At 38.7% G+C, this 16139-nt stretch carries 13 protein-coding genes; 3 read left to right on the top strand and 10 right to left on the bottom strand.

Annotation, left to right across the window (positions count from 1 at the left end; translation table 11 throughout):
- Nucleotides 1–119 precede the first annotated feature (119 nt).
- From carB to ACSLUO_RS04010, 5 genes are all read right to left on the bottom strand, one after another.
- Nucleotides 120–3335: a carbamoyl-phosphate synthase large subunit gene (carB, locus tag ACSLUO_RS03990; RefSeq protein WP_448246408.1), complete on the bottom strand. Its 3216-nt coding sequence runs from the start codon at nt 3333–3335 to the stop codon at nt 120–122.
- A 37-nt stretch (nt 3336–3372) separates the two neighbouring features.
- Entirely contained in the window at nt 3373–4509 is a 1137-nt protein-coding gene (gene carA / locus ACSLUO_RS03995; RefSeq protein WP_448246410.1) for a glutamine-hydrolyzing carbamoyl-phosphate synthase small subunit, read from the bottom strand.
- A 277-nt stretch (nt 4510–4786) separates the two neighbouring features.
- Nucleotides 4787–5590, bottom strand: coding sequence for a 4-hydroxy-tetrahydrodipicolinate reductase (dapB, locus tag ACSLUO_RS04000; protein WP_448246412.1), 804 nt, complete (start codon nt 5588–5590; stop codon nt 4787–4789).
- Nucleotides 5591–5616: 26 nt separating this feature from the next.
- A complete protein-coding gene (locus tag ACSLUO_RS04005; protein ID WP_448246413.1) occupies nt 5617–6051 on the bottom strand; it encodes a DUF6841 family protein in 435 nt (144 codons plus the stop codon).
- Between the two features lie 63 nt (nt 6052–6114).
- Complete coding sequence (locus ACSLUO_RS04010; RefSeq protein ID WP_448246414.1) at nt 6115–6735, bottom strand: FKBP-type peptidyl-prolyl cis-trans isomerase; 621 nt, start codon at nt 6733–6735, stop codon at nt 6115–6117.
- A gap of 175 nt (nt 6736–6910) precedes the next feature.
- On the opposite strand from ACSLUO_RS04010, the gene ACSLUO_RS04015 reads away from it, so the two are divergent.
- Nucleotides 6911–8203 (top strand): Na+/H+ antiporter NhaC family protein, encoded by a 1293-nt coding sequence (locus ACSLUO_RS04015; RefSeq protein WP_448246416.1) that lies wholly within the window; start codon nt 6911–6913, stop codon nt 8201–8203.
- A 214-nt stretch (nt 8204–8417) separates the two neighbouring features.
- Here the strand turns inward: ACSLUO_RS04015 and ACSLUO_RS04020 are convergent, their stop codons facing one another.
- The 4 genes from ACSLUO_RS04020 to ACSLUO_RS04035 all read right to left on the bottom strand — a co-directional run bounded on the left by ACSLUO_RS04020 (nt 8418) and on the right by ACSLUO_RS04035 (nt 13334).
- Entirely contained in the window at nt 8418–9326 is a 909-nt protein-coding gene (locus tag ACSLUO_RS04020) for a sugar kinase (protein WP_448246861.1), read from the bottom strand.
- Between the two features lie 82 nt (nt 9327–9408).
- Complete coding sequence (locus tag ACSLUO_RS04025; RefSeq protein ID WP_448246417.1) at nt 9409–10971, bottom strand: sodium/sugar symporter; 1563 nt, start codon at nt 10969–10971, stop codon at nt 9409–9411.
- An 88-nt stretch (nt 10972–11059) separates the two neighbouring features.
- A complete protein-coding gene (gene galK, locus ACSLUO_RS04030; RefSeq protein WP_448246419.1) occupies nt 11060–12220 on the bottom strand; it encodes a galactokinase in 1161 nt (386 codons plus the stop codon).
- A 70-nt stretch (nt 12221–12290) separates the two neighbouring features.
- The gene (locus ACSLUO_RS04035) at nt 12291–13334 is read right to left on the bottom strand and encodes a UDP-glucose--hexose-1-phosphate uridylyltransferase (RefSeq protein ID WP_448246420.1); all 1044 of its coding nucleotides are present in this window, start codon (nt 13332–13334) and stop codon (nt 12291–12293) included.
- A 147-nt stretch (nt 13335–13481) separates the two neighbouring features.
- Between ACSLUO_RS04035 and ACSLUO_RS04040 the strand changes: the two genes are divergently transcribed.
- Both ACSLUO_RS04040 and ACSLUO_RS04045 read left to right on the top strand, forming a co-directional pair.
- Nucleotides 13482–14483, top strand: a complete 1002-nt coding sequence (locus tag ACSLUO_RS04040; protein ID WP_448246422.1) for a LacI family DNA-binding transcriptional regulator — start codon at nt 13482–13484, stop codon at nt 14481–14483.
- 197 nt (nt 14484–14680) lie between these two features.
- Entirely contained in the window at nt 14681–15232 is a 552-nt protein-coding gene (locus ACSLUO_RS04045; protein ID WP_448246424.1) for a manganese efflux pump MntP, read from the top strand.
- 125 nt (nt 15233–15357) lie between these two features.
- Here the strand turns inward: ACSLUO_RS04045 and ACSLUO_RS04050 are convergent, their stop codons facing one another.
- A complete protein-coding gene (locus ACSLUO_RS04050; RefSeq protein ID WP_448246426.1) occupies nt 15358–16128 on the bottom strand; it encodes a TatD family hydrolase in 771 nt (256 codons plus the stop codon).
- Nucleotides 16129–16139 lie beyond the last annotated feature (11 nt).

Below are 16139 nucleotides of genomic sequence, written 5' to 3' on the forward strand. Positions count from 1 at the left end.
ACCGTTGACATCAGCTTCTAAAGCACTTAATAAAAAATGGTTTTTTCAAACGAAAAAACCATTTAAATTTGTCTAATTGTCAAATTCAGCAGCCTAAGCTGCTGTCTTTATTTAGCGTATTAACAGCGTTTATGTAACTCTTGAATTGAAGTTACCGTGTTTCTGTCATCGGCAGAGTGTGCCTGACAAGCAGCAAATGCCGCATTTAACGTTGTTGTGTAAGCTACTTTATAGCGAAGTGCGCCACCACGCAATACTTTAGAGTCTTCAATCGCTTTACGACCTTCCGTTGTATTGATGATATAGCTATATTCACTGTTTTTGATTCTATCAAGAATATGAGGACGACCTTCATGTACTTTATTCACACGACGAACCGGAACGCCCGCTTCACGTAATATAATTTCAGTACCGTGGGTAGCATCTAACTCATAACCTAAAGCAACCATTTGTTTAGCTAAGTCAACAACTCGACCTTTATCGCTGTTACGAACAGAGATTAACGCACGACCATCTTTTGGTACAGAAACGCCGGCACCTAAGTTAGCTTTAGCAAAAGCTTCTTCAAAAGTATTACCAACACCCATAACTTCACCCGTTGAACGCATTTCAGGGCCAACTAATGGATCACTACCATGGAACTTATTAAACGGAATAACCACTTCTTTAACTGAGAAATAAGGTGGAATAATTTCTTTAGTCACACCTAATTCTTTTAAGGTTTTACCAGCCATAACCTGAGCACCAATTTTCGCTAAAGGAACACCGGTCGCTTTAGATACAAATGGTACTGTACGTGCAGCACGAGGGTTAACTTCAATTAAATAAACCTTGTCGCCTTTTACTGCCATTTGTGTATTCATTAGGCCAATAACACCTAACTCAAATGCTAAGTCTGATACTTGCTTACGCATTACATCTTGAACTTCTTGGCTTAAGCTATAAGCAGGTAATGAACATGCAGAGTCACCCGAGTGAACACCCGCTTGTTCAATGTGTTGCATAATACCACCAACAACCACGTCAGTACCGTCACAAACCACATCGATATCAACTTCAATCGCATCATCAAGGAAGTGATCAAGCAATACTGGTGAGTCATTCGACACACTAACAGCTTCAGTCATGTAACGACGTAAATCTTCTAAGTCGTAAACAATTTCCATTGCACGACCACCTAATACGTAAGAAGGACGAACAACTAGTGGGAAGCCAATTGCTTCTGCTTTAGCCATTGCTTCTTCAAGTGAAGTTACTGTCGCATTTTCTGGCTGTAATAAATCTAAACGCTCAACCGCTTGTTGGAAACGCTCACGATCTTCTGCGCGGTCAATAGCATCAGGAGAAGTACCAATAATTGGCACACCAGCAGCTTCTAATGCACGTGCTAATTTAAGTGGTGTTTGACCACCATATTGCACGATAACCCCTTTAGGCTTTTCAATACGAACAATTTCAAGCACATCTTCAAAGGTGATCGATTCAAAGTATAAACGATCTGAAGTATCGTAATCAGTTGAAACCGTTTCAGGGTTACAGTTAACCATGATGGTTTCATAACCGTCTTCACGTAATGCTAATGCAGCATGAACACAACAGTAATCAAATTCAATACCTTGACCAATTCGGTTAGGGCCACCACCTAAGATCATGATTTTGTCATTATCTGTCGGGTTAGCTTCACACTCTTCATCGTAAGTAGAATACATGTAAGCAGTGTCAGAGCTAAATTCAGCAGCACAAGTATCAACACGTTTGTAAACAGGGAAAATACCTGATTTTTCACGCTTTTTACGAATTTCAGCTTCACTAACACCAATCACATCCGCTAAGCGTGAATCAGCAAAACCTTTGCGTTTTAACTGTCTTAAATATTCTGGTGTTAACGACTTCATGCCGCCTTCAGAAACTTTTTGCTCTTCTTTGATCAAATCTTCAATTTGTACTAAGAACCAACGGTCAATCTTAGTTGCATTAAAAACATCTTCAATGGTTAAACCTAAACGGAAGGCATCAGCAACATACCAAATACGATCGGCACCGGCTTCTTGAAGCTCATGCATGATCTTAGTTTTAGCACCTTTTTTCGTTACATCAACAATCGGGTCAAAACCACTAACACCAACTTCTAAGCCGCGTAATGCTTTTTGCATTGACTCTTGTTGGTTACGGCCAATCGCCATTACTTCACCAACAGATTTCATTTGAGTTGTTAAACGGTCTTCAGAACCGGCAAACTTTTCAAAGTTAAAACGTGGAATTTTAGTAACTACGTAATCGATAGTCGGCTCAAATGATGCTGGTGTTGCACCACCGGTAATGTCATTTTGTAATTCATCAAGGGTATAACCAACCGCAAGCTTGGCTGCAATTTTAGCAATTGGGAAACCCGTAGCTTTTGACGCTAATGCTGAAGAACGAGATACCCGTGGGTTCATCTCGATGATCACCATACGGCCAGTATTAGGACAAATACCAAATTGTACGTTTGAACCACCTGTTTCAACGCCAATTTCACGTAATACGGCAATCGATGCGTTACGCATGATTTGGTATTCTTTATCGGTTAACGTTTGTGCTGGAGCAACAGTGATCGAATCACCCGTATGAATACCCATAGGATCGAAGTTTTCAATAGAACAAATAATGATACAGTTGTCATTTTTGTCGCGAACCACTTCCATTTCATATTCTTTCCAACCAATTAATGATTCATCGATCAATAATTCAGATGTTGGAGAAAGATCTAAACCACGCGTACAAATTTCATCAAATTCTTCGCGGTTATAAGCGATACCACCACCGGTACCACCCATGGTAAACGATGGACGAATAATACATGGGAAACCAATACGCTTTGACGTTTCGTGCGCTTCTTCAATGGTATGAACAATTTCAGCACGCGGACATTCAAGGCCAATATTTTTCATGGCTTGGTCAAAACGCTCACGGTTTTCAGCTTTGTCGATTGCATCGGCTGTTGCGCCAATCATTTCAACATTAAATTCTTTTAATACGCCTTTTGCTTCTAATTCTAAAGCACAGTTTAATGCCGTTTGACCACCCATGGTTGGTAATACAGCACAAGGACGCTCTTTTTCAATAATTTTGCGAACAACTTCCCAATGAATTGGCTCGATATACGTGGCATCGGCCATTTCCGGATCTGTCATTATCGTTGCTGGGTTAGAGTTAACTAAGATAACTCGATAACCTTCTTCACGTAAGGCTTTACATGCTTGTGCGCCTGAATAATCAAACTCACAGGCTTGGCCAATAACAATTGGACCTGCGCCTAAGATCAAGATACTTTTTAAATCAGTACGTTTTGCCATTTTCTAAATTCTCTCTCTGTTTATCTTGATTAAGGGCTTAAGCTTTAGCGGCTTTAATAAGGTCAATAAAATGGTCGAACAATGGTGCTGCATCATGAGGACCAGGGCTCGCTTCAGGGTGACCTTGAAAACTAAATGCTGGTTTATCAGTCAGGTGAATACCTTGTATCGTGCCATCAAATAATGATGTATGCGTTACTTTGATATTCTCCGGTAAATTATTTTCATCAACAGCAAAACCATGGTTTTGAGCTGTGATCATCACTACATCACGTGCGAAATCTTTTACTGGGTGGTTACCACCATGATGACCAAATTTCATTTTAATGGTTTTAGCGCCACTCGCTAAACCAAGTAGTTGATGACCTAAACAGATACCAAATACCGGAATATCTGTTGTTAAAATTTCTTTAATTGCATCAATGGCGTAAGTACATGGCTCTGGGTCACCTGGGCCATTAGATAAAAAGACACCATCTGGATTCATAGCTAATACTTCGGCAGCAGGTGTTTGTGCAGGAACAACCGTTAATTTACAACCACGGTCAACTAACATACGTAAAATGTTACGTTTCGCACCAAAGTCATAAGCAACAACATGGAAAGGTTTTTCAGCTGGCGTAACAAAACCTTTGCCTAATTCCCAGCTACCTTCTGTCCATTCGTAGCTTGATTTAGTTGAAACAACTTTGGCTAAATCCATGCCTTTCAAGCCAGGGAAGCCTTTTGCTTGTGATAACGCTTGCTCGATACTTTCTTCGGTAACTTCACCGGCTAAAATACAACCGTTTTGTGCACCTTTTTCACGTAAAATACGGGTTAATTTACGGGTATCAATATCGGCAATACCTAAAATGTTATGGCGAATTAAGTATTCACTTAAGTTTTCTTCATTTCTAAAGTTACTTGCTAATAAAGGCAAATCACGAATAACCAAGCCTTTAGCAACAATTTCGCCCGCTTCTTCATCTTCAGAGTTAGTACCCGTATTACCGATATGCGGATACGTTAGAGTAATAATTTGTTCTGCGTATGAAGGGTCGGTAAGAATTTCTTGGTAACCAGTCATTGAAGTGTTGAACACAACTTCACCAACTGCTGATCCCTCTGCACCGATTGCGGTGCCTTTAAATACAGTGCCGTCTTCTAGCACTAAAATAGCAGATTTAGTCAATTTAACCTCCGAAAAGAAGAAAGAAACTCAAGAATAATAGGCTAAGCCGTCGTTATCTTAAGCACAAATGTAATGCATACAAAAATGTCAAAAACCTAACTATCGGTAAATTTTTGACAAAATCCACTTATTTTACGCTCGAAGCTTTCTTTCGTCTAGTAATAATTGTAAAAACTCAGTGTTTAAATGAAAAATCATCTAAAACACCCAAAAGTAATAGTTTTCTATAAATAACCTCAACGAATTAAGGTTATTTCAACGCCTTTATTTAAAACTTTTATTTTAAACCAAGTACATCTTGCATGTCGTAATAACCAACCGGTGCTTTTGACAACCATAATGCTGCTCGCATTGCCCCTAAAGCAAAGGTCATACGAGATGTTGCTTTATGAGTGATTTCGATACGCTCACCTAAATCAGCAAATAAAGCGGTATGTTCACCAATAATATCGCCGGCACGAACGGTTGCAAAACCTATGGTATTACGATCACGTTCTTCGGTAATGCCTTCTCGACCATAAACAGCACATTGCGATAAATCACGATCTAAAGTATCGGCTATAACTTGGCCAATTTTTACCGCAGTACCTGATGGTGCATCTTTTTTAAAGCGATGATGCGCTTCTAAAATTTCAATATCGGTGTAATCGCCAATCGCTTTCGCGGTCATTTCAACTAATTTAAATAATAAATTTACACCAACACTCGTATTCGGTGCTAACACAACGGGACACTGCTGCCCTGCTTGTTTAATGCTCGCCACTTGTGCGTCATCAAAACCAGTTGTGCCAATAACAATCGCTTTTTGATGTTCTGCACACCATTTTACGTTATCAAGGGTAGCTTCAATTGAAGTAAAATCAATAAACACATCAGCGTCGGCTAAATCTTGTATTGATGTTGAAGTATTTAAACCTAACGCGCCAATACCGGCTAATTGCCCTAAATCAAAATTAGCAAATGATGAAGTTGCACGAACAGTGCCTCCTACTAAGGTTATTTGTTCATGCTCTGCTGCAGCTTGAATTAAATTGCGGCCCATACGACCACTACAACCTAAAATAGCAACTTTAATTGTCATTATATTTTCTCTATTCTTTAAACGTTTTATGCTGTAAAAATTAAACTTTGACTTAACGCCAAAGATTGACTGATATCTTGTGAAACGGCATTAATTATTTTTACTTGCTGATCAATAACACTAACATGGTAAATCGCGGCAAACTCGGTAATTAACTGTTCATCATCTGAAAAAAATTGCCAGTCGATATTCACCAAAAATACCGTTTGGGTTAGCTTTTGATAAGTGCTATTTAGCATTTTAAAAGCGCTGAATTGCTGGTCTTTTAATTGCGTAAATATGGCTTGATAAGCGTCACTAAATTCAGCTTCTGTGGTTAACAGCATGACATGATCAGGCGTTGATAGCGTACAAGGCAAATGGTAACAATTGCGAGCTTTCGCTAAATCACTCTGCGCTAAACTTTGCGCTAGCGTTTGAAATAATTCAAGTAGCTGCGCTGTTACTGATGAAACATTCATAAAAATTCGCCAAGTAAATTCTTGCCATAAAAAAGCCGGGAAACCCGGCTTTAATTTAGATAATTATAAAATATCTAATAATTCAACATCAAATACTAATGCTGAATAAGGAGGTATTGCTCCTTGAGAACCACGCTCACCGTAAGCTAAGTTATACGGAATGTATAAACGGTATTTAGCGCCAACAGGCATTAATTGTAAAGCTTCAGTCCAACCAGCGATAACTCCACCTACAGGGAATTCAGCAGGTTGACCACGATCGTAAGAACTATCAAAAACGTCACCGTTAATAAAAGTACCGTGATAATGCGTACGAACAGTGCTAGCTGCTGTTGGTTTTTCGCCTTCGCCAGCCGCTAATACTTCATATTGTAAACCTGATTCAGTCACTGTAACTTCGTCACGTTTTGCATTTTCAGCTAAGAAAGCTTCGCCTTCAGCTGATTTTTCTTTCGCTGCAGCTAATTCTAACTCTTGTAATTTTTTAGAAATAACAGAAAACGCTTCGTTTAATGCTTCTTCACTTACTTGGCTAGCAGCACCCGCTAAAGCATCAGCTAAGCCAGCTTGAACAGCAGTAACGTCGAAATCTTTAAAAGGGTTATTACGTAATTGATCACCTAATTGACGACCGACACCATAACTTACACGTTGTTCTATTGATTCAAATTTATTTTCAGACATGCTTTCTTCTTAAGTAGTAAAAATTCGCGCGAAAGTTTAGCATATTCATTGTTCGATCTGTAGTGCTAAAAATATATTTACCTTACGCAAAATTCGCTCGCTTGTTGCTATCGCGTTTATTTATCAACATAATCATGGCAAACAGCCATCTATCATTCTAACAAGAAGAATTTATATGAAAAGCCTATTACCTTTTACCCTCTTTTTATTACTCTTTTTAGGCACCGGTATCATTTTTACCCTACAAGGGGTGGAATTTGCTTTTTATCAATTGCCCGCCAGTATCGCAATTATTCCCGCTATTATTTTAGCGGTGTGGATGGGCAGCGGCACCGTCAATGAAAAAATCAACCATTTTATTAAAGGCGCTGGTCACGAAAATATTATCACCATGTGCCTGATTTATTTATTAGCGGGTGCTTTTGCAACGGTGGCAAAATCAACCGGAAGTGTTGATGCAAGTGTGCAATTAGGCTTAGCCATGTTTCCTGATTATTTGTTATTACCTGGCTTATTTTTAGTTTCCGCTTTTTTAGCAACGGCGATGGGAACATCCATGGGTACCATAGCTGCTATCGCCCCGATTGCATTAGGCTTTGTTGAGGCAACCGATTTAAATGCCGGTTTGATTGCTGGAGTAATTATGTCGGGCGCTATTTTTGGCGATAACTTATCCATTATTTCAGATACCACCATCGCGTCAACACGTAGCCAAGGTGCGGAAATGAAAGATAAATTTAAGGCTAACTTTAAAATTTCAGTGCCTGCGGCCATTATTTGCTTAGTGTTATTTACTTTATTAGCCGAGCCTATTAGTCACCAAGCAAGTACTGATATTGCCATTACCGGTTTACTACCTTATCTGCTTATTTTATTGTTAGCTTTATTGGGTGTGAATGTTTTTATTGTTTTATTGGTGGGGATTATTACCGCTGCAGCTATTGGTTTTATCACTAACGGCTATCAATTAACCCTATGGCTAAGCGATATAAATCAAGGTTTTAGTGCCATGCAGGATATTTTTATTCTGGCCTTATTTATTGGTGGCTTAAGTGAATTAGTGAAACGTCAAGGCGGTTTAGCCGCGTTAACCAAAGCAATTGCAAACATCACCCACAAACTCGTTAAAAATTCAGCTGGCCACAATAACAAAATGGCTGCCGGTATTGGTATTGGTGGCTTAGCCTTTTTTAGTAACTTTTTCACCGCCAATAATACAGTCGCCATTATTATTTCGGGAGAAACAGCAAAAGAGCTTGCCGAAGAAGGCAAACTCAAGCCGGCACAATCGGCTAGTTTATTAGATATTTTTGCTTGTATTAACCAAGGCCTTATTCCTTATGGCGCACAAGCGTTGTTGTTAGGCGCTACCATGAAAATATCACCTGTTGATGTGGTCCTGCATGCTTACTACCCCATGGTATTATTGTTGGTAGTACTTGTTGGCTTTAAAAAAATGATCAAATAATACCAATTCATTAAGTTTATAAGTTTTTGTGCGTAGGAAAAATAAATCATGGCAAGGTGCTTGGTTGAGCAATAGCTGGCAATTGGGACTGAAATTGGAATTGAAAGGAACATCTAAATTTAGCCCATAAAAAAACCTTAGTAACTTATGCTACTAAGGTTTTTGTAAAGTTTTTTATAAAGTTTTTTTATAAAGCGCTTAAGCGACTTTTCATTTATGCCGAAGCATAAACCTCTTTATCGATAATAGCACCAGGATGTTGTACTACTAAACTCGCTATTTTTGCGGCTTCAATTACAGAGTCAGCAACACTTTTACCTAGACTACGAGCGCCAAGGTAAGTACCGGCAAAAGAATCACCTGCGGCTGTTGAATCAACTTGTTTTGGCGCTGGTGTGAATGGTAAATGCGATTTAACACCGTTATCTAAACCATATACTCCGTCATTACCACATTTTACAACAATTTCATTTGCTGAAAACTGTTCAAAATAGCTAAAAATCTCTTCTTTAGTTTGCTGGTTAAACATATCTTGATGATCTTCTAAACCAGGGAAAACAATATCCGAAATGGCATACGCTTTTTCAGTCCATAACACAGCATGCTCAAGTGAATTCCACATTCTAGGACGGTAATTAGGATCAAAAGCAACCCTTGCGCCTTTCGCACGTAAAGCAGAAACAAATTCAATTAATGCGCCTTTATCTTCATCAGATAAAATTGCCAAACTAATACCACTAAAATAAACCGTATCAATAGTATTCGCATTCGCTAATACATTATCGGTATCAATTAATTTCATCATTTGACTAGCGGCAGAGTTTTTACGCCAGTAAGTAAAACTACGCTCACCATGAGCATCTGTACTTATCGCATAAACCCCTAATGGTAATTCTGCAGATTTAGCAACAAATTCAGCACTTAAGCCTTCACTTTGCCAAGTAGCGATCATCTCCGCGCTAAATATATCTTGGCCAACAGCACTTAAGTAACTCACTGAGGTACTTGGCGCAAAGCGTTTAGCATAAACCGCTGTATTATAAGTATCTCCAGCGAATGATTTGACTAAACTGGTACTCGACTGGTTACGAAGTTCCATCATGCACTCACCGATCACTAACATCGACAATGTCTTTCTCCTCAAACGAAAAGGCTAGCTTGCGCTAGCCTTTAATAAATAATGTACTAACTAAAAAGTTAATTTATTACCACCAAGTGGCATAGAAAATCACGAGGATGATCATACAACCAATAGCTGCTAAATTAAAGCCTTTATGTGTAGCAAAACTTACTTCGTCTAAGCTAACACTCTTATCATGATCAGATGGCTTATCAATTAATGAAACTACCACGGCTAATGCCACACATAATAAGAACACTAAACCAACACGATCCATAAACGGTACTTCAGGGAGCCAAACTTTCATCGCCACCGATAATGCCGCAGAACCAATAGCCGCAGATAACGCCCCCATTGATGTTGTTCGTTTCCAAAACATACCCATAACAAAGATAACAACAATACCTGGGGTAAATAAACCGGTGAATTCTTGAATGTATTGGAATGCTTGATCAAATTGACCTAATAACGGCTTAGCCATAATTAACGCTACCGCTAAAGAAATCAATGTTGCCATACGACCAACAGTTACATAATGCGTTTGTGACTTACCAGGTTTAACAATTGAATATAAATCCATGGTAAAGATTGTCGAAATAGAGTTAGTCATTGATGCTAAAGAGGAAACAATCGCTGCCACTAATGCCGCGAAAATCAAACCTTTAATACCAATCGGCATTAAGCCCATCATTGACGGATAGGCTAAATCAGGTTGGGTTAAGTTAGGGTAAAGTACAACCGCTGCGATACCTGGTAAGACAACAATCACTGGCATTAATAATTTTAAGTAAGCAGCAAAGGCAATACCTTTTTGTGCTTCACCAATATTTTTAGCCGCTAATGCACGTTGAATAATGTATTGGTTAAAACCCCAATAACTGAAATTCATAACCCATAATCCGCCCACAAGAACCGTAATACCCGGTAAGCTCATGTAATGCTCGTTTTCAGGGCTTAAAATCATGTCGAAATGACCCGGTAACTGCTCAGTTAAAATACCAAAACCAGCCAAAATACCTTGGCCATCAGCAACCGCATCAAGTGCTAAATAGCTTAATAATAAACCACCAAAAACTAACAATACCACTTGTAAAATATCAGTATAAGCAACCGCTTTTAAGCCGCCATACATTGAATAAGCAATAGAAAAAACTGCGAGGAAGATCATACCAAACATAGCATCAACCCCAGCGACTGATTCAATGGCTAAGCCACCTAACCATAACACCGCAGTTAAATTAACGAAGATATAAACCGCAAGCCAGAATAACGCTAACGTCGTTTTTACACGACTATCAAAGCGCTGCTCTAAATATTGCGGCATGGTATAAATTTCATTTTTTAAGAAAATAGGTAATAAATATTTACCCACTAAAATAAGGGTAATAGCTGCCATCCATTCATATGATGCAATCGCTAACCCCATGGCATAGCCAGAGCCTGACATACCAATAATTTGTTCTGCCGAAATATTGGAAGCGATAAGTGAAGCACCAATAGCCCACCAAGGTAATGCTTTACTGGCTAAAAAATAATCTTCTGTATTACGTTCGTGATTTTTTTCACCACGAGATATCCATAATGCAAGAATGAGCAAACCCAATACATACGCAATAAAGACACCAATATCTAGTGTTTCTAATTTCATTTTCTTTTCCCGATTTTTTTTCGTTATTGTTATTTAAAACCTCAACATCAAGCCTTATGTTAGCTTGTATATTGAGGTTAATTTTACATTATTTTACCGAAATTAAGCTCGCGCCTTCTTCCGCTGAACAAACAAACACACTCGCTTGCAAGCCCGTTTTTTCGGGGTAGTCTTTTTCAACTGTTGCGATCACTTGTTCAACCATAGCATCAGGCACAATTGAAACAACACAGCCACCAAAACCACCGCCGGTCATCCGAACACCGCCCTGTTCACCAACAACCCCTTTGATAATAGCAACTAAGCTGTCTATTTCTGGCACAGTAATTTCAAAATCATCACGCATTGAAGCATGAGATTCAGCCATTAAACGCTGTAATGTTGAAATATCATTATTTTGCATAGCAGTTGCTGCCGCCACAGTACGATCATTTTCAGTAATAACATGGCGAGCACGCTTTGCTGTCATTTCGTCTAATTCATTTTCACGTGCTTTAAACATGTCGATAGTAACATCACGCAGGGCATTAACACCAAAAAATTGCGCTGCCGCCTCACATTGCTCGCGACGCGTATTATATTCGCTGTCAACCAAACCACGTTTTTTATTAGAATTAACAATAACAATGCTCATACCTTGAGGTAATGAAACCGGTGTAGTTTCTAAGCTGCGACAATCAATTAATAAGGCGTGATCTTTTTTCGCTTCCGCCGAAATTAACTGATCCATAATGCCACAATTACAACCAACAAAATGATTTTCAGCTTCTTGGCCATTTAACGCAATATCTTGCTGACTGATTGATAAACCAAATAATTCTTTAAAGGTTTGGCCAATAACCACTTCTAAAGCAGCAGATGAGCTTAAGCCCGCACCTTGAGGGACATTACCACTGACAGCAATATCTGCACCATTAAATTGATAACCACGAAGCTGTAAATGCTTAACAACACCACGAATATAATTCGCCCAATCTTGCTCTGTTGCCACAATCGGCTCAGCTAAAGAAAAGCTGTCTTGGGCATTGTTATAATCAACTGAAATGACATTCACCTGCTGATCATCACGCGGTTTAGCCGCCACAATTGCTTGATAATTAATTGCACTCGGTAGAACAAAACCGTCATTATAATCGGTATGCTCACCAATTAAGTTAACCCGACCTGGCGCTTGTATGATATGCGTTGGCGCATAATGAAAAACGTCATTAAATGCCTTTGTCACATTGTTTATTAATTCTGCTGACATAATTTATCTCTTTTCTAAACTTGAACACCTTTTAAGTACAGAACTTGGTGTTAAATATTTTCACTTAAGGTTATTTTTGTGATTTGTAATGAACATCGGATACCGAACGTAATCGTTCAGCCGCCTGCTCTGCGGTTAAATCACGCTGAGCTTCCGCCATCATTTCATAACCAACCATAAATTTACGAACCGTAGCCGAGCGTAATAACGGTGGGAAAAAGCTCGCATGTAATGTCCATTCACTGTGATCTTCACCATCATATGGAGCGCCGTGCCAACCCATAGAATATGGGAATGAAGTATTAAATAAATTGTCGTATTTAATAGTGATTTTTTTCAAAATATCAGCCAAACTTTCAGCTTGTTCAGGCGTTAAATCAGTCATACGTTGCACAGCAAAGCGTGGTAATAATAACGTTTCAAATGGCCATGCAGCCCAATAAGGAACCACCACTAACCAATCATCATTACTAACCACAACACGCTCACCACTTTCAGCTTCACGCGCGACATAATCTAATAATAGGGTCGAGCCATGCTTTTCTTTATAAGCAGAAAGTGCGTTTTGTTTTTTTGACACTAGCGTTGGTAATTGATTTTGAGTCCAAAGCTGGCCATGAGGATGAGGGTTTGAGCAGCCCATCACCGCACCTTTATTTTCAAAAACTTGTACCCACAAATACTTCTGTGATAATTCTTCACATTGTTCTTGCCAAGTTTGCACAATTTTTACAATTTCAGGCTCAGATAATTCTGGCAAGGTTTTGCTATGATCAGGTGAAAAACAAATAACGCGGCTTTCCCCCTGCTCCGTTGCCATTTTAAATAAAGGATCATCACTTTTTACTACTGGTGTATCTGCTTTTAAGGCAGCAAAGTCATTCTTAAAAACAAACGTTTCCGTATATTTAGGATTAACTTCACCATTGATACGGGTGTTACCTGAGCATAAAAAACAGCTTTCATCGTAGGCTGGCTTTTGTTCTTCATCTAACTTTTCAACTTGCCCTTGCCATGGTCTTTTAGCTCGATGCGGAGAAACCAAAACCCATTCATTAATAAGTGGGTTATAACGACGATGAGGATGTTCAGTGGGATCAAATACAGTATCCATAAAGTGTCCTAAATAATTAATATTACAAAAAGGGTAAACGTTTCCACTTTTTCTTGCAAGAAATATTTAAATGTTTTTTATCTAAGCTATTAACACTGAGTTTATTTGACGTTATGATAGATTCACTAAAAATAAAAACGTTTACATATGTCTACCATAAAAGATATTGCCCGAGTTGCTGGCGTTTCTATCGCCACCGTTTCTCGTGTGATCAACAATGGTCCTAAAGTTGGCCAGAAAACCCGAGAAAAAGTTACCCAAGTTATGAACGACTTAGGGTTTACCCCCAATGCTAATGCGCGTGCCTTAGTGACACAAAAAAGTTCAACTATTGGTGTTGTGGTTCCTGAATTAACCGACCCCTTTTTTGCATCACTTGCCAGTGGTGTTGATAAAGTTGCCCGTGAAAAAAACATGCAACTTTTATTAAGTACCGCCCTATTAAGCGCGGAGTCTGAACGAGCGGCAATTAATTTATTAATCGAACGGCGCTGTCAATCTATCGTTTTTCATAGTAAAAAATTATCTGACGAAGAATTATTAGTTTTATGCAAAAAAATACCGGGCTTAGTATTAATTGACCGCGTTATTGAAGAAATTAAACATAAATGCGTTTGGATAGATAATGCTGAAGGTGGTAAAATTGCGGCTCGCCATTTGTTATCATTACAACATCAACAAGTAGCGTGTATCAGTAGTAAGTTTAAAATTGAAGATCCTGCTTTACGGTTAAAAGGTTTTACACAAGAATTAGCAAATAATGGTATTGAATTAGATGAACAGCTAATTCAATATGCCGAGCCAAACTTACAAGGTGGCGAAATAGCAACCCAACATTTATTAGCCACAGGTAAGCCATTTTCAGCAGTTTTTGTGTATAACGATGCTATGGCGATTGGTGCCATTTCGACCTTGGAAGATAATGGCTTTAATGTGCCAAATGATATTTCGGTTATTGGTTTTGATGATGTTTTATTGTCTCGTTATTCCAGACCCAAATTAACCACGTTACATTATCCGATCAAAGAAATGGCTCAACACGCAACTCTGTTATCGCTTGAATTATTAAAAACAGATGCAAACTATAATAATAACGGTTTGAAATACGTGCCTAGATTAGTTAAGCGTGAATCAACCAATGCAAAATAAGTGTTCGCGCTTAAGGTTTAATATTGTTGAAGTTCTCAACGAGAATTGCATAAAATAAAATCGATGCACGATTATCAGTTTTTTAAATAAACTAAATTCACCTTAACTAGTTCATCACGCTAGATATTAGATCGTATTTTTTGTCATAATTCGCTTTGATAAAAAACCGTTTATTCACATAACTTTTTAGGTTCTCTATGATTGATGTCATTTTCCTCGCTTTAGCCTTGAGTATGGATGCCTTTGCCGTGTCAATCGGTTTAGGTGTTAAGCAACATGTAATAAAAAAAGTATCGGCTAAAAAATTAGCCGCAATGGCAGCAATCTATTTTGGCTTATTTCAAGGGGTAATGCCCTTGTTCGGTTATTTAGCCGGCCAAGGCCTAAGCGGTTGGATCGAAAGTTATGCGCCTTGGTTAGCCTTTATTTTACTGCTCTTAATTGGTGGTAAAATGATCTATGAAGCCTGCTCGGAAGGTATTGAAGATGATATTAAGCAAATTACTCACCGTGTTATGCTAATGCTCGCCATTGCCACAAGTATTGATGCTATGGCTGCAGGTTTTGCTTTAACCTTACTTGAAGTCAATCTCTACCTCGCTTGTTTAATTATTGGTTTGATCACATTTGCTTTTAGCTATGGTGGCGTTTACCTTGGTATAAAAACTGGTAGTAAATTTGAAAGCAAAGCTGAAATATTAGGTGGGGTCGTACTAATCGTTATCGGCTTTAAATTTTTACTGTTTTAAGCTAGAGATACCTTCTCACTCTAGCTTAATCTTGCTTATTTCTTGTATCTCGTATCTTGCCGCTAGTAACTTATTTCTTGTAGCTCGTATCTTGCCACTTGTAGCTCATATCTTGTAGCTTATTTCTAGCCTAGCTTAAACAAGCGATTAAAATTTTCTGAGGTGATTTGGGCAATATGCTCAACTGACTGACCACGAATACTCGCCAAATGCTTTGCCACTTCAACAACATAAGCAGGTTGGTTCTGTTTACCTCGGTGAGGTACGGGTGCTAAATAAGGTGAATCTGTTTCAATCAACAAACGGTCATCGGGGATCAATTTGGCAACATCACGTAATTCTTGTGCATTTTTAAAAGTAACAATGCCTGAAAACGAAATGTAAAAGCCCATTTCTATTGCTGCTTCTGCCATTGCTAAACTTTCGGTAAAACAATGTAAAATACCACCAATATTATCCGCGCCCTCTTCTTTCATAATAGCTAACGTATCTTCTCGCGCATCACGGGTATGAATAATTAACGGCTTATTTGCTCGTTGTGCCACCCGAATATGTTTACGAAATGAATCTTGCTGCACGGTCCGCGTTTCTGGCGCATAAAAATAATCAAGGCCAGTTTCACCTATTGCAATAACACGCTCATGCTGCGCTAATTGATAAAGGTTTTCTTCATCGATCATTTCATCTTGGTTAAGCGGATGAGCACCACAAGATAATAAAACCTGCGGGTAACTTGCTGTTGCAGCTACCATCGATGGAAATTCTTCAAGGGTAACACTGACACATAATAATTGATTAACCTTAGCTGCCGCAGCATTATCAATAACAGTATCAAGTTGGTTGTCAAAATCGCTAAGTTTAAGCCTGTCTAGATGACAGTGAGAATCGATAAACACAAAAATTCCTA

The sequence above is a fragment of the Thalassotalea agariperforans genome, from assembly GCF_053470345.1.